12 protein-coding genes are annotated in these 17,739 nt (G+C 69.9%); 6 read left to right on the forward strand and 6 right to left on the reverse strand.

Translation table 11 applies throughout. The features are described 5' to 3' along the window. The first annotated feature begins 27 nt into the window (after window positions 1-27). A complete protein-coding gene (locus ACWEOO_RS22055; protein WP_452144581.1) occupies window positions 28-1,191 on the forward strand; it encodes a M48 family metalloprotease in 1,164 nt (387 codons plus the stop codon). Continuing rightward, complete coding sequence (locus ACWEOO_RS22060; protein WP_452144582.1) at window positions 1,188-6,266, forward strand: AAA domain-containing protein; 5,079 nt, start codon at window positions 1,188-1,190, stop codon at window positions 6,264-6,266. The genes ACWEOO_RS22055 and ACWEOO_RS22060 overlap by 4 nt, the downstream gene beginning before the upstream one ends. Before the next feature lie 118 nt (window positions 6,267-6,384). Here ACWEOO_RS22060 and ACWEOO_RS22065 read toward each other — a convergent pair whose 3' ends face one another. From ACWEOO_RS22065 to ACWEOO_RS22075, 3 genes are all read right to left on the reverse strand, one after another. Further along, window positions 6,385-7,524: a glycosyltransferase gene (locus ACWEOO_RS22065; RefSeq protein WP_452144583.1), complete on the reverse strand. Its 1,140-nt coding sequence runs from the start codon at window positions 7,522-7,524 to the stop codon at window positions 6,385-6,387. 73 nt (window positions 7,525-7,597) lie between these two features. Then, window positions 7,598-8,212 (reverse strand): hypothetical protein, encoded by a 615-nt coding sequence (locus ACWEOO_RS22070; RefSeq protein WP_452144584.1) that lies wholly within the window; start codon window positions 8,210-8,212, stop codon window positions 7,598-7,600. A 54-nt stretch (window positions 8,213-8,266) separates the two neighbouring features. Beyond that, on the reverse strand, window positions 8,267-9,250 hold the full coding sequence (locus ACWEOO_RS22075; RefSeq protein ID WP_452144585.1) for a hypothetical protein: 984 nt from the start codon (window positions 9,248-9,250) through the stop codon (window positions 8,267-8,269). Between the two features lie 142 nt (window positions 9,251-9,392). Here ACWEOO_RS22075 and ACWEOO_RS22080 point away from each other — a divergent pair, with 142 nt between their 5' ends. Beyond that, window positions 9,393-13,088 (forward strand): S8 family serine peptidase, encoded by a 3,696-nt coding sequence (locus ACWEOO_RS22080; protein ID WP_452144586.1) that lies wholly within the window; start codon window positions 9,393-9,395, stop codon window positions 13,086-13,088. Window positions 13,089-13,145: 57 nt separating this feature from the next. Here ACWEOO_RS22080 and ACWEOO_RS22085 read toward each other — a convergent pair whose 3' ends face one another. After that, entirely contained in the window at window positions 13,146-13,517 is a 372-nt protein-coding gene (locus ACWEOO_RS22085; RefSeq protein ID WP_355484881.1) for an FKBP-type peptidyl-prolyl cis-trans isomerase, read from the reverse strand. A gap of 82 nt (window positions 13,518-13,599) precedes the next feature. After that, window positions 13,600-14,055: a hypothetical protein gene (locus tag ACWEOO_RS22090; protein ID WP_452144587.1), complete on the reverse strand. Its 456-nt coding sequence runs from the start codon at window positions 14,053-14,055 to the stop codon at window positions 13,600-13,602. A 152-nt stretch (window positions 14,056-14,207) separates the two neighbouring features. Here ACWEOO_RS22090 and ACWEOO_RS22095 point away from each other — a divergent pair, with 152 nt between their 5' ends. From ACWEOO_RS22095 to ACWEOO_RS22105, 3 genes are all read left to right on the forward strand, one after another. Further along, entirely contained in the window at window positions 14,208-15,068 is an 861-nt protein-coding gene (locus ACWEOO_RS22095) for an alpha/beta fold hydrolase (protein WP_452144588.1), read from the forward strand. A 209-nt stretch (window positions 15,069-15,277) separates the two neighbouring features. After that, window positions 15,278-16,003: a hypothetical protein gene (locus ACWEOO_RS22100; protein ID WP_452144589.1), complete on the forward strand. Its 726-nt coding sequence runs from the start codon at window positions 15,278-15,280 to the stop codon at window positions 16,001-16,003. 69 nt (window positions 16,004-16,072) lie between these two features. Further along, a complete protein-coding gene (locus ACWEOO_RS22105; protein WP_452144590.1) occupies window positions 16,073-17,062 on the forward strand; it encodes an SEC-C metal-binding domain-containing protein in 990 nt (329 codons plus the stop codon). Between the two features lie 157 nt (window positions 17,063-17,219). Here the strand turns inward: ACWEOO_RS22105 and ACWEOO_RS22110 are convergent, their stop codons facing one another. Beyond that, complete coding sequence (locus ACWEOO_RS22110; protein ID WP_452144591.1) at window positions 17,220-17,585, reverse strand: DUF4352 domain-containing protein; 366 nt, start codon at window positions 17,583-17,585, stop codon at window positions 17,220-17,222. Window positions 17,586-17,739 lie beyond the last annotated feature (154 nt).

Here is a 17,739-nt window from a genome sequence, read left to right on the forward strand (position 1 = left end):
TCGGTCGGGATGGTTATGGTGGCGGGCATGTTGTCAGCGCTCGCGTATCACCGGTCCGTCCTGGCGGTCGTCCGCCAGGTGGACGAGCGTGCGTGGACGGCGTTGCACGGCGGTCCGGAGGGTTCGCTCGACGAGCTGCTGCTGCGGAATGCCTATCGACTGGAGGCCGACGCGCATCCGGCGGTGTTCCGGGCCGGGCAGCGGGCGGCCGCGGCGCTGGAGCTGGATCCGGACATCGACTACTACCAGGTCAGCGGCGAGCCGAACGCGGCGTACCTGCATCAGGCCGGCAAGGCCGTGATCCTGTTCCGAGGGGCGTTGCTCGACCGGCTCGACGAGGACGAGTTGACCGCCGTGATCGGCCATGAGTTGGCGCATCGGCTGCTGTGGCAGGCCGACAGCGGTGCGTATCTGGCCGTCGACCGGCTGCTCGACGCGGCAGCGGGTGACGCGCGGACCCCGTCGCAGTACCTCGAGACGCATCGCCGCTGGTCGCTCGCGACCGAGCTGTTCGCGGACCGGGGCGCGTTGACGGCGTGCGGTGACCTGACCACCACGATCCGCGCGTTGCTCAAGTTGGAGACAGGTCTGAGTACGGCGGATCCCGCGGCGTACCTGCGGCAGGCCGAGTCGCTCGATCTCCGCTCGGGCAGTCGAGGGACGTCGCACCCGGAGGCGGTCGGACGGGCGTGGGCGTTGAAGAACTGGCTCGACGGCGAGGATGTCGAGGTCCTGGTGACCGGGCCGCTCGACGTGGACGCGCCTGATCTGCTCGACGCTGTGTTGCTGCGCGAGCTGAGCCGGGACTTCGCGGCGTCGGTCGCATACGCCGACGGGCTGCGGACCGATGCGGTCGCCGCGGCCGCCGCCGGCTTCGCGGATCCGCCCGGTCCGCTCGGGGTGCCAGGAGGAGCTGTGCGCTTCGACGAACCGTTGGCGGTGCGTCCGGTGGACGGTGCGCCGCTGCCGCGACCACGCCCGCTGGCTGCGGCCACCAAGCGCTACCTGTCGTACTTGTTGCTCGATCTCGCCACAGCCGATCCGGAGACCGGAGACGCCGGGCTGATCGCCTCGCTGGTCGTCGCCCGCCGGTCCGGGCTGCCTGGGTACGTCGACATCGCGGACGACGAGCTCGGGTGGAGCGACAAGCAGCGGACGCGCTTCGTCCAGGCCGCGGAGGTGACCGGATGAGCGCCGAAGACCTGGTCGCGCTGGCCGTTTCGCAGGGCGGTCTGGGCAACGACGCGTTGCTCGCGGCCGTGCTGCCGCTGTTCCACGAGACGGCCGCGGTGCACGAGCGCGGGCTGGTCGCGCCGCTGCGCGGCCTCGACCGGATCGTGGTCGACGAGCAGAACAGGCTCGGTTTCGCGCCCGAGGACGCGGGCCGGCCGACGCTCGCCACCCAGCAGATCGACGTACGGCAGGGGAAGCGGCCGTCGGCCGTGGAGGTGGTCGCGCAGCGGCAGGCCGACCTCGACCTGGGGGAGAGCGGCGGCCGCGAGACCACCGTCGTGCCCGAGCCGGTTCCGGACGCGATCGCCGCGCCGACGCTGGTGGCCGGATGGCAGAGCTGGGAACACGTCGTCGGGCACCACGACCAGCTCACCGACATCTTCAGCCTGGGCCAGCTGCTGCTCGCGCTCGGGTGCGGGCTCGACCTGTCCAGGACCACGGACGTCGCCGCCCTGATCGATGCCCGAGGCAACTTGTACCGGCTGGATCCCGACCTGCACCCGGTGATCGTCTCGGTCGCGGCGCAGATGGCCGAGCCGGACCGGCACCGGCGCGCGCAGGACCTGCACTCGCTGATCGAGCAGCTGGAGAACTACCGCGACCAGCCGCTCGACTTCGACGTCGAGGCGATCGTCCGGGGCGCGGCGGACCGGCGGACGGCGGTGCTCGGCGCGCTCCGCGACCGGCTCTTCGACCTCTCCCGGCGGAACCGGCTGATCAACTTCCGGGCGACCGCGCAGACGCTGAACCTCACCGAGGTCTCGGTCCCGCTGATGCTCGACGTCCGGACGATCCGCTCGGAGCAGCTGTTCACGTGGCGCGACGACCTCGCGGGTCCGCTGCTGAAGAAGCCCCAGCCGCTCGGCAAGTGGATCCGGTACGACGAGGCGCCGTACGCCGCGAACACGCTGGACAAACTGATCTCCACCGCGCGCCGGGACCGGGCCGACTACGGGCAGGACCAGCTTCGTCTGGTGCCGGCGTTCCTGCGCTGGCACGACCTGAAGAACGATCGGGACACCCGCCTCGCGTCGCCGTTGGTGCTGGCGAAGGTGCAGCTGACGAAGAAACGCGGCGTGCGGGACTCGTACACGTTGCACGTCACGGATCCGATCGCCGAGGTGAACCCGACGCTGCGGCACAGTCTGCGCCAGCTGTACGGGATCACGTTGCCGGAAACCGTCGACTTGTCGGCACCGGGTGCGTTGCAGGAGCTGCACGAGCGGCTCGCGAAGGAGATTCAGGCGACCGAGCCGGGGCTGCAGCTGCATCTGCGGGAGAAGCCGCGGATCGACCTGGTGCGGCAACGCGCGATGACGCGCCTGCGGACGTACAACCGTCGCCGGCACGGGAACGTCGCGACCGGGTTCGGCGGGAAGCAGTATCCGTACTCCTATCGGCGGACCGACTACCAACCGCTCGGCGTGCAGATCTTCCGGACGCAGATCGCGCAGCAGATACTGCCGCTCGGGATCGCGCTCGGCGAGGAGCCGCGGCGACCGGGGGCGATCGAGACCGATGTGTACTCGCTCGACACCGAGGGCGGGCCGTACTCGTGGGACGTCGACCTGTGCGCGGTCTCGCTGGCGAACTTCAACTACCGGACGCTGGGGCTGGTGCGTGACTACGACGAGCTGCTGACGACCGGGGAGTCCGCGGCCTCCTTCGATCACCTGTTCTCGGACCGGCCCCGGCCGGTCGGCACCGTGCTGCCCGAGCTGCCGTCGGCCGATCGCCACCTGGTGGTGCCCGCGGACGGGTCGCAGGTCGCGGCGATCGCGCGGGCGCGGCGCGGCGAGAGCTTCGTGATCCAGGGACCGCCCGGGACGGGCAAGTCGCAGACGATCACCAACCTGATCGCGGACTTCGTCGCGCGCGGGAAGCGGGTGCTGTTCGTCTGCCAGAAGCGGGCCGCGCTGGACGTCGTGCACGCGCGGCTGGCGAGCCGGCGGCTGGACGGTCTGTGCGCACTGATCCACGACTCGCAGGGCGACAAGAAGGCGTTCGTCCACGGGCTCCGGGACACGTACGAGTCGTGGTTGTCCGCGGAGGACGACCTGGACGCGCTGACCGCGCGCCGGTCGGAGCTCGTTGCGCGCGTCGATCGGCTGCTGGCGACCATCGATGCGTACGAGGAGCAGTTGGCCTCCGGCAGCCCTCGTCTTCGCGACCTCGTGAATCGCTTGGCCGAACTGCACGCGCACGCCTGGACGCCGGACTCCGAGCAGAACGCACGGTTCGGGGTGGGGCTGCCGGCGATCGGGGACTGGTGGGCTGCGCGGGACGTCGTCCGAGAGGTTGCCACGGGGCTGGCCGCGGCGGATCCGTCGACCGGCGGGGTGCTGGCGCGGAGCTCGCTCGCCTTCGTCGTGGCCGATCGCTGGGACGACGCCGAGCTGCCGACCGCGGCACGTGAGCTCCGCACCCGGTGGGACGCGGCGGCGACCGCCCTGGCGGCGATCGACCTGTCGAACGACCCCGCTCCCAAAGCCGAAGCCGAAGTCGGCGGGGGTACCGGAGGCGGGGCGGTGGCTGTGCATGACGTGCGTGAATTGGCGGGGCTTGGGCGGTTGCTGGAGCCGTTGGCTGCGTTGGATCGGGTCGAGGCGATTGTTCCGCGCTCGCCGGCAGCGCAGGATCTGGCTGCGGCCGCCGCGGAGCGGAAGCAGCTTGTGGGCGCCGAGCAGGCTACATGGAAGGAAGCTGCCGGTTGGAAGGAGCCCTTGGCGCCGACGGATGCGCGGGCCGCGCTGAAAGTTGCTCAGAGCAAGGAGGGCGGGTTGTTCTCCTTCCTCAGCGGGGATTGGCGCCGGGTGCAGAGCCTGGTCCGCAGCCGCTTCGACGCGACGACCCGGGCCGTACCGCCGTCGGTCACCGACGCCCTCACCGATCTGATCGCCGCCCAGTCCGCCACGGCAGCGGTGGCACAACACGCCGAACAGAGCCGGCTCGACTGGGGCGTGGACGACCCGCGCGACCTGATCGACCAACTCGCCGCCGCGCGCAAGAACATCCCTGACTGGCGCTTCGTCCTCCGCGACGGCGCACCCGCTCGGCTCTCGCGCCTGGCCGACCGTTTCGAGCAGGCCGAGGCGCCGACGCGCGACCTGCTCGCCTACCAGTGGGACGCGCTGACGGTCGACGACCTCCGCGAACTGCTCGGTCGGCTGGAATCCGAGAGCCCGACCGCCCGTGCGGTCGCGTCCCGGGTCCGCGACCTCGCCGGCGTCCCGTCCCCGGTCCGGACGGCTCTCCGTCACCTCGACGCCACGCCTGACCAGCTGGAGTACGCCGTGTGCGCCGCCGAGTGGGAACGCGCTCGTGCGGCCGCACCGCTGCAGCTGTCCTCGGAGCGGGTCGACGCGATCGTCGGCGAGCTGAGCATGGTGTACGACGAGCTGACCGCGCTCAACGCCGAAGTCGTCGTCGCGCAGGTCCGGCGCCGTTTCCTCGCCGAGGTCGACCACTCCGAGCGCAGCGTGACCGGCATGTCCACGGAGGATCGCGAGCGCAAGAAGACCTTCGCGACCGGGCGGCGCGAGCTGGAGCACGAGTTCGGCAAGGTCATGCGGTACCGGTCGATCCGCGACCTCGCATCCGGTGCGCCCGGCGAGGTCGTGTCCGTCCTGCGTCCCGTGTGGCTGATGAGCCCGTCGTCGGTCTCCGAGACGTTGCCGCTGACTGCGTCGTTCGACGTCGTGGTGTACGACGAGGCGAGTCAGATCCCCGTGGAGGAAGCGATCCCGGCGCTGCACCGGGCGCCGCAGGTGATCGTCGTCGGCGACCAGATGCAGCTCCCGCCGACGCAGTACTTCCGGGTCCGGACCGAGAGCGACGACCTGCAGGTGGACGACGAGGCCGCCGAGCAGGTCGGGATCGCGCTGACCGAGGACAGTTTCCTCTCGATCAGTGCGCTGCGGCTGGCGTCGACGATGCTGACGTGGCACTACCGGAGTCGCTCCGAGGCGCTGATCTCGTTCAGCAACGCGGCGTTCTACCAGGGCAAGCTCGCGACCGTTCCGGACCGGCTGCCGCCGCACGCCGCGCCGCCGTGGACGATGCAGGCTGACGCCCCGGTGTCGGACGTGTGCGACAGCGTGCTGGCCGGGAGCATCACGTCGGTGCGACTCGTCGACGGCGTGTACGTCCGGCGGACCAATCCGGCCGAGGCGCGGTGGATCGCCTCGCTGGTGCGGGAGTTGCTGGCGCGCGAGACCGGCAAGAGTCTCGGGATCGTGGCGTTCTCCGAGGCGCAGCAGGGTGAGATCGAGCGGGCGCTGGACGAGCTGGCCGAGCGCGACCCGGCGTTCGCCGCGCTGTACGAGGCCGAGCAGGTGCGGACCCATGGCGAACAGGACGCCGGGCTGTTCGTGAAGAACCTGGAGAACGTGCAGGGCGACGAGCGCGACATCATCCTGATGAGCGTCTGCTACGCGGCCGGCCCTGACGGCCGGATGCTGATGAACTTCGGCCCGATCAACACGTCGGGCGGCGAGAAGCGCCTGAACGTGATCTTCAGCCGGGCGCGCGAGCACATGGTCATCGTCAGCAGCATCGAGCCCGACTCGATCACCAACACCTACAACGACGGCGCGAACACGTTGCGCCGCTTCCTGGGGTACGCCGCTGCCGTCTCCCGGGGTGACCAGGCCGCCGCCAAGTCCGCGCTCACGTCGTACAGCCTGCGGACCACGCCCGCGGCCGGCGCCCGCCCGACACCCGTCGTCGAACAGCTCGCCGCTGCGCTCGAGGCGCGAGGTGTGGAGGTCGACCTCGCGGTGGGCGAGTCCGTCTTCCGCTGCGACCTGGCCCTGAAGCTCCCCGGCGACGCCGGCCACCGACTCGCGGTGCTCGTCGACACACCGGAGCGCGTCGCCGCCGACACTCTCCTGGAGCGTCTCACCACCCACCCGACCGCCCTGAAGACCACCGGCTGGCGAGTCCACCACGTCCTCACCACCGACTGGTCTCGTTCCCCCGACGCAGTCCTCACCCACCTCCTCGAGGCCCTCCACCGCCCGACCGACGCCTGAACTCCGCAGCAGTTCGCCGAGTCGTGAGAATCGGCTCTGCAGAAGCGCCACGATCCACGACTCGCGAACCCCGGCGGCACCATTCGCCACGACTCGGCGAAGCGGTCGGGGCGTGTGGTCAGTCGAGGAGGAGTTGCGCGGCGACCGTCGCACCGTCGGGCTTGATCGCAGCGGCGACGGCTGTCGCTCGCGAGCGGATCTCCGGGCCAAACACTTCGCCGAGCGTCTCGGACAGCGAGTCGACGGTCTGCGTCGAGCCCTCGTACGACGTACCGATGCCCAGTGCGACGACCCGGGACGCCCAGTACGACTGGTCTCCGAGGAGCGGCACGACAACCTGAGGTACGCCGGCGCGTGCGGCAGCTGTCGTGGTGCCGGCGCCACCGTGGTGTACGACGGCTGCCAGTCGAGGGAAGAGCGCTTGCTGGTTGACCTCGCCGATGACAAGGCAGTCGTCGCCGTAGTCGGCCAGGTCGAGCTCCGACCAGCCCCGCGAGAGCAGCACACGCTGCCCGTGTCGGCGACTCGCCTCGACGGCCGTGCGGGCGATGTCCTGCGGCGCGTGCGCGGACATGCTGCCGAACCCGACGTACACCGGCGGCTCTCCGGCGTCCAGGAACGTCTCCAGCTCCGCAGGGAGCGCACGGTCGTCCGGCAGGAACCAGGCACCCGTCTGTACGACGTCGAGCTCGGTCAGTCCCCTCGACGGGCACAGGGTCGGGTCGGCCGCGAGCCACGGCTGATCGGTCAGTACGTAGTCCCGGACGTTCTCCACGGGCGGTAGGCCGAATGCTGCGCGGTGGCTGTTCACCGCAGGGCCGTACAGGGCGTTGACGCGCTGAGCGTCCTGCTCCCACAGCGCGCGTCTGTCGGTCTCGTCCTGCGGTGACGGAGTACCTGGCCGGGCGCCGGGCGAGTAATGCTGCGAGGGAAGTCCGAGCAGGTGATAGCACGCGAGGACGTAGCGAAGGCCGAGCCGGTCAGCCACGTCTCGCGCACCGGCCGGCATCAGCCCGGTCGCGACCAGCGCGTCACTGCCCTCAGCCACGGCGCTGAGTGTTTCGAATCGCGCGGCGACCAGCTCGGACGCCAGTTGGAACGGGTCGGGCCGAGCCGCCGACTTCGCGCGCGACACCACCGACCGCACCGGCGGGCCGAGCGGCACGAGCGGGACCTCGGCACGCCGCAGGAGTACGGCGAAGTCCTCGTCCGGCGGCGCGCAGACGAGCGCCTCGGCGCCGAACTGGCGGAGTGCCACCGCGAGAGCGACGAGTGGTTCGACATCTCCGCGTGATCCCCAAGCCGTCAACACAACACGCACGTGCGATCCCCTACCTGTCGGTCGGTTTCCTACGGAACTGATACAGCACGAGGCCGGCCAGCAAGGCGCCCGAGGTGCCCAGTGTCAGGTCGCCGAGGGTATCGGTGTAGGCGGTCGCGAGCTCGGGAGAGTTGCGGACGAAGGTGACGTACTCGCCGACTTCCCAGACGATCGCGGCGGTGGCGCCGAAGCCGAGGGCGACGAAGGTGGTGATGGGGCGGGACAGATCGCGGGGTGCGAAGGCCAGCAGCACTCCGGCGGTGAGGAATCCCCACAGGACGAAATGCATCGCGTCGTCCCACCAGTCGACGGTGTCGAACAGGTTCAGCCGGTTGCCGATCAGGTCGATCAGCCACGGCAGCGTCATCAGCAGGTCCGCAGCCCAGGGAAAGCTGCGGTGCAGTGTGCTGCGCGTCCGCCCGTACGCCCACCACCACAGCGGCAGGACCATCCCGCCGATCGGGTACACGATCAGGCGGGCGGTCGACGCCTTTGTCTTGATCCCGCTGAGATCCGGCCAGATCAGTGCCGACAGCAACAACCCGAACAGCAGGACCTTGGCGAGCACGGCGGCGTACCGGACCCAGTCCGCTCGCACCGCGGGTGTGGCAACCATCGTCGTCATACCATCAGTCAATCCGGCCGCCGCGTCCGGCGGATGAGTACAACTACCCGAACATCAGACACCCAGCCAGCCGCGGCGGGAAGCTTCGTGGCCCAGCTGGAAGCGGGTGACCACCTGGGCGCGATCCATCAGCTGGCTGACCCGGCGCTGCACGGTGCGCAGCGACATCCCGAGCTGGCCGCCGATGGCCTGATCGGTGAGACCGGCCAGCAGCAAGGTCAGGATCCGGGCGTCGACGTCGTCGAGGCGATCGGCGGCGAGCTCGGTCGTGCCCGTGTCGGTGGGCAGCACTTCGTTGGCGCTCGCCCAGATCAGGTCGAACAGGTGCAGTAGCGCGTCCAGCAGTCCCGACGGGTGGACGAGCAGCCCGCCGCCGGCGGAGTCGGTGGCGGTAGGGGCCAGCGGCAACAAGGCGAGCGAGCGGTCGGCGACCACCAGGCGGAGCGGCAGGTCGCCGGTGACCCGGATCAGCTCACCGGCCTTGAGCGACTCCGACACCAGGTCGACGAACCCGGGTTTGCTGAACGCCGCCCGCTCGACGACCACCCGATAGGTCACGCCCCGCGCCAGCGCGATGTCCTCGTCGACGTTCTCGTCCGCGGACACGATCGCCACCGACGCCTTCACCAGCGCCAGGACTTCGTCCGACGCCCCGCGCTGCATCTGGCCGAACCGCTGCGCCACCGCCTGCGCGCCGCGGACCACCTCGATCACGTCGGTGTCGGACCGGTCCGCCATCACTCCGCGGTACTGCTCGGCGAGCCGCCCGAGCTCGAGCTGTGCGCGCCGGATCTCCTCCTGGCGCTGCACGATCAGCGACCCGAGGGCGAGCGCCGGCGGGGACGCGACGAAGTGCCCCGGCATCGCGGTCGACCGCGCCACCAGGCCCTTCTCCTCGAGCCCGTCGAGCGCCGCGGCGAGGTCGGCGACCTCGACCCGCATCGCGGCGGCCAGCGTCTCCAGCGACTCCGACGGCAGCGCGATCAGCCGCCGATAGGCGCCCTCCTCGATCGCATCCAGTCCCAGCACGTCGAGCATCGTGCGCTCCTTCGAGGGCCCTCCGGTGGTGTCCGGCATGGCGGACACCTGTCATGCCGTAATCCCGCCATTGAGCAGTCTACGGCGGCGTGACATGTTCATGCCATCCGTTCCCCAGGTCCTCCCCAGGAAGGGTCCGCCCATGTCCCGATCCGCCCGTGCCGTCGCCGGTGGGCTCGCCGCACTCGTGGCTCTGGCCGCGGTGACGACGACGCCCGCGCAGGCCGGCGGCGCTGCCGTACCTGATGCCGCTCCACCGATCCAGGCCGCCACCGGGTCCACCCACCGCGTCACGCTCGTGACAGGTGACGTGGTGACCCTGACCGATACCGCCGGCGGCCCGCCGACCGCCTCCGTCGAGCAGGCGGCCGGAAACGCCGGCGGCGTCCAGATCCAGCAGGTCGGCGACGACCTGCACGTCGTACCGGACGTCGCGCTGCCGTATCTCGCCTCGGGCCGTCTCGACCCCGAGCTCTTCAACGTCACGTCGCTCGTCGACCAGGGGTACGACGATGCGTCGGTGAAGTCGATCCCGCTGATCGTCCAGTACCGCCCGGGTCTGCGCGCCGCCGCGGCGACTCTGCAGCACGCCGAGCGTGGCGCCACGCTGGAGAGCATCAGCGGCGTCGGGCTGTCCGCGCGCAAGGCCGAGGCCAGGCAGTTCTGGTCCGGCATCACCACTAGCACTGCTAGGTCCGCGACGCCGGGGCAGTTCGGCGCCGGGATCCAGAAGGTCTTCCTCGACGAGAAGGTCGAGGCCAGCCTGGCCGAGAGCGTCGCGCAGATCGGCGCGCCGGGCGCCTGGGCCCAGGGCCTCGACGGCGCGGGGACGACGGTCGCCGTCCTCGACACCGGTATCGACCAGACCCACCCCGATGTGACCAGCCGGATCGTCGAGACCAAGAGCTTCGTCCCGGGCGAGACCACCGAGGACGTCAACGGCCACGGCACGCACGTCGCGTCCACGGTCGCAGGCACCGGCGCCGCGTCGAACGGCGTCGAGAAGGGCGTCGCACCGGCCGCGCAGCTCGCGATCGGCAAGGTGCTCAGCGACGGCGGCTCGGGCGCCGCGTCCTGGATCATCGACGGGATGGAGTGGGCCGCGCACCGCGCCAAGGTGGTCAGCATGAGCCTCGGCAGCACCGAGGCCAGCGACGGCACCGACCCGATGGCGCTCGCGGTCGACCAGCTGAGCGCCGAGACCGGCGCCCTGTTCGTGATTGCCGCCGGCAACTACGGTCGGGTGAGCGGAATCGGCTCGCCGGGCGCGGCGTCGTCCGCGCTGACCGTCGGCGCCGTCGACAAGTTCGACCAGCGGGCGTACTTCCAGGACATGGGTCCGCGGCTCGGCGACGCCACCGTGAAGCCCGAGATCGTGGCACCGGGCGTCTCGGTGCTCGCGGCCCGCGCGTCCAAGTCGTCCGGCACCGGCTTCTACAAGTCGCTCAGCGGTACGTCGATGGCGACGCCGCACGTGGCCGGCGCCGCGGCGTTGCTCGTCCAGAAGCACCCCGACTGGACGGGTGAGCAGGTCAAGTCCGCACTGGTCAGCACCGCGAAGCCGCTGGCAGGCGAGACGGCGTACCAGGTCGGCGGCGGGCGGCTCGACGTACCGGCGGCCGCGTTCGGGAAGATCACCGCGACCGCGACGCGCGAGTTCGGGTTCCATGCCTGGCCGCACGGTGACGACGCGCCGGTCGAGCGCACGGTCACCTACACGAACCTCGGCGACACCGCCGCCACGCTCGACCTGTCGACCGACGTGACCAGCGACGGTACGACGCCCGCGCCGGCCGGACTGTTCACGCTCGGCTCGGAGCAGATCACCGTGCCCGCGAACGGCACCGCGTCGGTCACCGTGACGGCGACGCCGAACCTTGCCACGCCGGGCCTGTCGTACTCGGGCACTGTCATCGCCAAGCAGGACGGCAAGCAGATCGCGCAGACCGCGATCGGCCTGGTCATGGAAGGCGAGCGGTACGACCTCAACGTGCACGCAGTCGGTCGCGACGGCAAGCCGGCGGGTGGGTTCCTGACGCTGTACAAGTACGGCGATCAGTTCGTCACCACGCTCGAGATCGACCCGGCCACCGGGACAGTCTCGAAGCAGCGCCTCGAGCCCGGCGTGTACGCCGCGTACTCCTGGCTGCCTGTCGACGGCGCGGAAGGCGTCGCGCTGGTCGGCAACCCGCACCTCGTGGTCGAGCGGAACACCGACCTCGCTCTCGACGCGCGGCAGGCGAACCCGATCACGCTCAGCACACCGCTGCCCGGTGAGGACGTCTACCGCCGGTCGGGCTGGTACCACGACTCCGGGATCGGCGGGCAGTACGCGACGTTCCTCAGCCAGTACGTGCCGACGCCGGTGGTGACGAAGGTGTACGCCGCTCCGACCGGCGCAGTGGCCGGCGGCGTGTTCGACTTCTCGTCCCGCTGGCGTCGTACGTCGCCGCTGGTGTCGATGAGCGTCGACCTGACGCAGTTGCACCCGTTGCTCCAGCGCGGGTCGAAGCGGTGGGACGGCAAGGCGACGCTGACGGCGGCGTACGCCGGGGCCGGTGCGGCCGCGGACTATGTGGGCAAGGACGTTCGGGGCAAGGCCGTGTTCGTGACGGCGAGCAGTGCGGTGACGCCGAGCGTGCGGGCGACGGCTGCGCGCGACGCCGGAGCGCGGTTGCTCGTCGTGGTGAACAGCGGTGCTGGTCAGTACTACGACCTCGCCGGCGGGACCGACCTGCCCGTGTACTCGCTGACGGCGGCCGAGGGTGGCCCGTTGATCCAGCGGATCGGTGCCGGCGGCAACGTCCGGCTGCGGGTGATGGGCACTGAGGCGCCGCCGTACCTGTACGACCTGGTGAAGGCCTACACCGGTGCGATCCCCGCCGACCTGCGGTACGCGCCGCGGGCCGAGGAACTGGCCACGGTCGTCAACCGGTTCGTCGGGCCGACCGGTGAGCTCGCGTTCGAGAGCCGGGCCGACTGCCGCATCGGGTTCTGGCCGCCGTGCCTGCAGGTGACCGAGCCGATCCATCTCGGGACCCAGCGGGTCGACTTCGTGTCCACGCAGGAGGGGACGGACTGGTACGAGCAGACGAACCACCCGCAGGGCTGGGAGCAGCGCGGCGAGCGGCACACCTACAAGCCGCTGTCGGTGCAGACGAACTCCTGGTTCGCGCCGGCCGCCCGGCCGCGCGTCGGTTCGGGGTACTGGAACCCGCGCCGCAGCGGCGACTTCTTCGCGGTGAACGTGCCGACCGCGAGCAGCGGCGACCAGGGTGTCACCGGGGCGATGGACGACGACTCGACGGTCGAGACGCGCCTGTTCCAGAACGGGACGCTGGTGCGGAAGAGCTCCTTCCAGGCGGTGCAGACCGGCGTACCGGCGACGTCCGGCTGGGCCGACTACCGGTTCGAGATGGACACCACCCGGCCGGCGAGCTGGAAGCTAGGAACGAGGACGGCGAGCGCATGGGACTTCCGTGCGCAGACGACGGACTCGAGCGACTGGGTGTACCTGCCGCTGATCCAGCTCGACTACCACCTGGCGACGGACCTGAACGGCGCGCTCGCGGGCGGTAGCAAGCAGCACATCGGGCTGTCCGCGTTCCACCTCGCCGGTGTGGAGGGCGCGGGGAAGGTCAAGGCCGCGACGCTGGAGGTCTCGTACGACGACGGCGCCAGCTGGCAGGCCGCGCCGCTGTCGCGGACCGGCGCCGACTGGTCCGCCGACGTACGGCTGCCGAAGGGCGCGTCGTACCTCTCGCTGCGGGCGACCGCGACCGACGACGCCGGGAACAAGGTCAGCCAGGAGGTGATCCGGGCGGCCGCGATCCGGTGACGACATGAGACAGCCGGCAGCGACCCAGGAGGTCACTGCCGGCTGTTGTCTTTGTGCTCAGCTGACGCTGATCAGGTCCACGACGAAGATCAGGGTCTCGCCCGGCTTGATCGCGCCGCCCGCGCCACGGTCGCCGTACCCGAGGTGCGGCGGGATGACGAGCTTGCGCCGGCCGCCGACCTTCATGCCCTGGACACCGGTGTCCCAGCCCTGGATGACCTGGCCGACGCCGAGCTGGAACGCCAGCGGGGCGCCGCGATTGTAGGAGGCGTCGAACTCCTCGCCGGTGGAGTGGGCGACGCCCACGTAGTGCACATTCACCCGCGAACCGGCCTTGGCCTCGTCGCCGTCGCCCACGGTGATGTCGGTGATCTCGAGATCCGCCGGCGGCGGACCGTCCGGAAAGTCGATCTCTGGCTTCTCAGTCATACCCCCAGCTAAGCAGACCGGCCGCCGGCCGCCGACGTACCCCCGGTGGTTCCGCTGTGGGCGGAACCACCGGGCTTGTCCGTCAGTACTTGCGCCAGATGTCCTCACCGGAGGCGCACTCGCCTCGCCATCGCCAACCGGTCACGACCTCACCGGGCTGGAGCGCGGCCGCGGTGGTCTTGCCGGTGCCCTGGTTCTGGTCGGCGGGACCGTAATGCAAGCAGATCCTCCAGCGGTAGCCCCCGTACGTCGTGGTGAGCGTGATGTGGTCGGCTCCGGGGTAGCGGACTCCGTTGTTCCAGACCCAGCCGCCGTAGGGACCGGTGGTGAGCGAGATGGTCGCGTTGCCGGCGTTCTGGTACCGGAGACTGCTGGAACCGTTGGACAGCGTCTGGTAGACGCAGGTGCTGCCGGCATTGCAGGTGGCCGCGCTGGCCGTAGGTGCCGTGGCGATGCCGACAGCCGCTGTGGTGGCCAAGGTGGCCCCTGCCGCGGCCAATGCGCGTGCGGTTCTGCGGTGCTTCGTCGTGGTCTGCATTGATCCCTCCCGAGTTGGATGTCCATCGCAGTAAAGGCGCACCGGCTTTCAGTTCGCTTTCACGGATCAGCCCTGTGTCCCGGGCGATCCGGACGGTTTAGGCTCCCGGTAGGCCGACCAATGGGGGTGGGCCGGACCTTTGGGGAGATGTGATGACGGAGCCTGTGACCCGGACGCTCGACGTACCTGGGGCGACGTTGACGTACGACGTTCGTGGGGACCTGGCGCAGCGGCCGGTGCTGCTGACGATCGGGTCGCCGATGGCGGCCAGCGGGTTCCCGACGCTGGCGTCGTACTTCGAGGACCGGGCAGTGGTGACCTACGACCCGCGGGGCGTCGAGCGGAGCGTCCGTGACGGCGAGCTGACCGAGCTGTCGCCGGAGGATCACGCGGCCGACCTCGCCGCGCTGATCGACCACCTGGACGTCGGGCCGGTCGACATCTTCGCGAGCAGCGGCGGTGCGGTCAACGCACTGGCGCTGGCCGCCCGTCGCCCCGACCTGATCAACACGCTGGTCGCGCACGAGCCGCCGCTCGCCGGGATCATCCCGGACCACCAGAGCGCGCAGGCCGCGATCGCGGACATGTACGAGACCTACCAGCTCGACGGCCTCGGGCCGGGCATGGCGAAGTTCATCGCGCTGGTCATGTACGACGGCGAGATCCCCGTCGACTACACCCAGCAGCCCGCGCCGGATCCCGCGATGTTCGGCCTGCCCGCGGAGGACGACGGGTCGCGGACGGATGCGCTGCTCGGGCAGAACCTGCGCGGTTGTACGTCGTACCAGCCCGACTTCGACGCCCTGGGCAAGGTCCGGGACCGCATCGTGGTCGGGGTCGGCGAGGAGTCGCACAACGCCCTCGCGGGCCGCGGCGGAAAGGCAGCGGCCGAGCGGCTCGGTCTGACGCCCGTCGTGTTCCCGAGCAACCACGGCGGCTTCCTCGGCAACGAATACGGCCAGCCCGGCAAGCCCGACGAGTTCGCCGCCAAGCTCCGCGAGGTCCTCGGCTAGCTCCGCGAGGTCCTTGGCTAGATCCGCAAAGGCGGTGCGGCGTTCGTCCGCCCGGCCCTCCCGCACCAGCCATTTCAGGGGTTCACCTCCGCCGTTGCCCCTTCACCTGCTGTGTGCGAGGGGTGAAGGGGCAATCTGCGAGGTGAACCCCTGAAATGGAACCGGCGTGGCGGGGGGACTTGGGCAGGGGTGGGCTAGAGTCACAGTCTGTGATCAGAACGCTCGGTCTCGTGATCGGTCTCTCGGCGGTGCTTACGACCGTTGGCGCGGCGGCCGGTCCGCGGACCTCGGATGCGGCGACCGAGACGTACGCGGAGTATTCGTTGATGTTCGAGAAGGCCGCCGGCCAGTACTTCGCCGGCGGCACCGCGGCCGGGCAGTGGGCCTGGACTCCGCTGAGCGCGAACGAGTCCGACATCTCCTGGGGCGACCCGAAAGCCTGGCCGCCTGCTTCCGCGGAGCACTTCGTCCACGACGGCGACTGGGTCTTCCTCGAGGGCTACAACGACGGCCCCGGCCGCCCACTCACCCAAATCCAACGCGTCAGCACCGAATCCCTCGGCGACACGAACTGCACCAACCTGCAGCCCCTCCCGTCCGACGGCAGCCGCCAGCACTACGTGAAATGGACCATTCCGACCTCGGGCTACTGCCTCGACGCCACCGGCACCATCAAGCCCCCCAACAGCTCCACGACAGTCAACTTCCGCCACCTCCAGAAGTGGCTACCGCCTCATCCCTGCTCCAACCCGTACTACGCCGGCCGAACCTGCATCACCCAGTACGAGCAGTGGTGGGACGACAACCAGCACGCCTTCTCCCTCCAGCTCACCCGCACCGTCGAGCTCGCCAAGGGCCTGGGCATGGCCTTCACCAACCGCACCACAGTCCCCCTGGAGTGGAACGCCGACGGCCGCAACTACTGGCACTACTGATCTTCCGCTCGCGGTCCTCGCAGTAGGTCCAGCCGGGATCGTCCTGCGCTGATACCGTGGGGTGTGCGCATGAATGGCGTGTTGTCGACGGAAGACATCGATCGCATCGCGGAGGAGGCGATCGACAGCGAGTCGCCCGAGTTGCTCGCGGCTTCCCTCGTCGATGCCGTAGAGCATGGCCGGTTGAAAGACGATGCTGATGTCTCCTATGCCCTGATCGTCGCGGCCGAGATCACCGCTGATGCCGGCGAGCCAGATGCCGCGATCGCCTTGGCAGAGCGCGGTATCGAAGCCTACGAGCAATCCGGCAACGAGTCGGCGTGCTACCCGATGGCGGTTCGCGCGGACGTGCTGTTTCTCGCCGGCCGCGACGACGAGGCGATGACGCAACTCTCGCTTCTGCGTGACCAGCTGACTGAGGACTCCGAGGCAGCGACTCTTCTCAGCGACGTGCTCGTGTCGAACGGTCGAGCGGAAACCGCCGAGGCATGGCTGACGGAGGCACTCGGCGTTGCTCTCCGGCGTCACGACGAACTGGACTCCGAACTTTCGGCCTCGGCGTCCGACGAGGTCGCGATGGTGGCATTCGAACTCCTCCAGGCTCGCCATGCTGTTCGGCACGAGCTTGAACTGCCGCACGACGATCACGACGACCTGGCGGACGAGTTGCTGGATGCGCTGGAGGAGCCGGACGACGGGCCGGTCTTGATGTTCTTGCCAAAGCCGGAGTACGAGGAAGCCCTCAGCCGCTGGCCGCAGTTGGCCGCCGACTGTGGTGCGACGTGGGACGAGCATCGAGCAATGACAGAGCGAGACTTCACATCCTTCGCGGAGCACGGCGCGGTCCGCTTGGCAGCCGTGGTCGGTTCGGCCGATGGCCTCGCGGCATTCGCCACGGCAACCGACAGCGTGCACCTAGACGGAGATGTGCTTCAGGCCTACAGCGATTCTCTCGTCCAGGCGGGCTCCGCCGAGGTCAACTGGCCACCCGGCCGAAACGACCCCTGCTGGTGCGGCTCGACCACCAAGTACAAGAAGTGCTGCCTCCCACGCTCCTAGCCAGCCCGCACCCGACGCATTGCCCGTTCCTGACTAATGGGCTTCGGTTTGCCGGTAGTCAGTGGCTGAGTGACGTTTCCTTGCGCGACAGCCGACCCTTCCGTGCGGACAGAAGACCGGCTCTCTCCCTCCGCAGAGCCGGTCTTCTGGCCTTGAGTCACTTCGACAACGAGCCCTCGAAGTGGCTGCCCTCGTAGTCCCAGCCGGGCGCGATCTCGATCTGCAGCGTCGAGGACGCGTTCGCCTTCGGGATCGCGAAGCCGTACCGGGCGGTCTTCTTCTTGCCCGGAAGGATCGACCCCTCGAACCCGCCGCCCAGGTTCTGGTCCGTGTCGAAGACCGATTCGGCCTGATCTCCGTTCGGCCCGCTGGCGAGCTTCACGTCGACCAGTCCGGTGTCGAACGTGTTCGTGGAGCCGTTCTGAAGCGTCACCGTGACGATGACTCCGACGTCACCGGGCTTCCCGCCGGCGGCGTACTGGCCGATCCGGTACCGCTTCAGGCTGGTGACCTGAACCTTCATCCCGTCGCTGTACTCGAACCACTGCGTCGCCCCGACCTTCGCAACCCGATCCTCATTGGTCGGGGTAGCCGTAGGCTCCGCGCTCGCGGGAGGCTCGGTCGCCGCCGCGGATGTCTGCGATGCCGATGGTGACGAAGCGGTGGCCGGCGCCTCG

It is taken from the genome of Kribbella sp. NPDC004138 (genome assembly GCF_053603655.1).

Bases quoted from the DNA above. Each gene is read 5' to 3' on its own strand.
- ACWEOO_RS22110 (WP_452144591.1), bottom strand. From the start codon at position 17,585: ATGAAGGTTCAGGTCACCAGCCTGAAGCGGTACCGGATCGGCCAGTAC.
- ACWEOO_RS22095 (WP_452144588.1), top strand. From the start codon at position 14,208: ATGACGGAGCCTGTGACCCGGACGCTCGACGTACCTGGGGCGACGTTG.
- ACWEOO_RS22070 (WP_452144584.1), bottom strand. From the start codon at position 8,212: ATGACGACGATGGTTGCCACACCCGCGGTGCGAGCGGACTGGGTCCGG.
- ACWEOO_RS22105 (WP_452144590.1), top strand. From the start codon at position 16,073: ATGAATGGCGTGTTGTCGACGGAAGACATCGATCGCATCGCGGAGGAG.
- ACWEOO_RS22085 (WP_355484881.1), bottom strand. From the start codon at position 13,517: ATGACTGAGAAGCCAGAGATCGACTTTCCGGACGGTCCGCCGCCGGCG.
- ACWEOO_RS22060 (WP_452144582.1), top strand. From the start codon at position 1,188: ATGAGCGCCGAAGACCTGGTCGCGCTGGCCGTTTCGCAGGGCGGTCTG.
- ACWEOO_RS22055 (WP_452144581.1), top strand. From the start codon at position 28: ATGTTGTCAGCGCTCGCGTATCACCGGTCCGTCCTGGCGGTCGTCCGC.
- ACWEOO_RS22075 (WP_452144585.1), bottom strand. From the start codon at position 9,250: ATGCTCGACGTGCTGGGACTGGATGCGATCGAGGAGGGCGCCTATCGG.
- ACWEOO_RS22080 (WP_452144586.1), top strand. From the start codon at position 9,393: ATGTCCCGATCCGCCCGTGCCGTCGCCGGTGGGCTCGCCGCACTCGTG.
- ACWEOO_RS22090 (WP_452144587.1), bottom strand. From the start codon at position 14,055: ATGCAGACCACGACGAAGCACCGCAGAACCGCACGCGCATTGGCCGCG.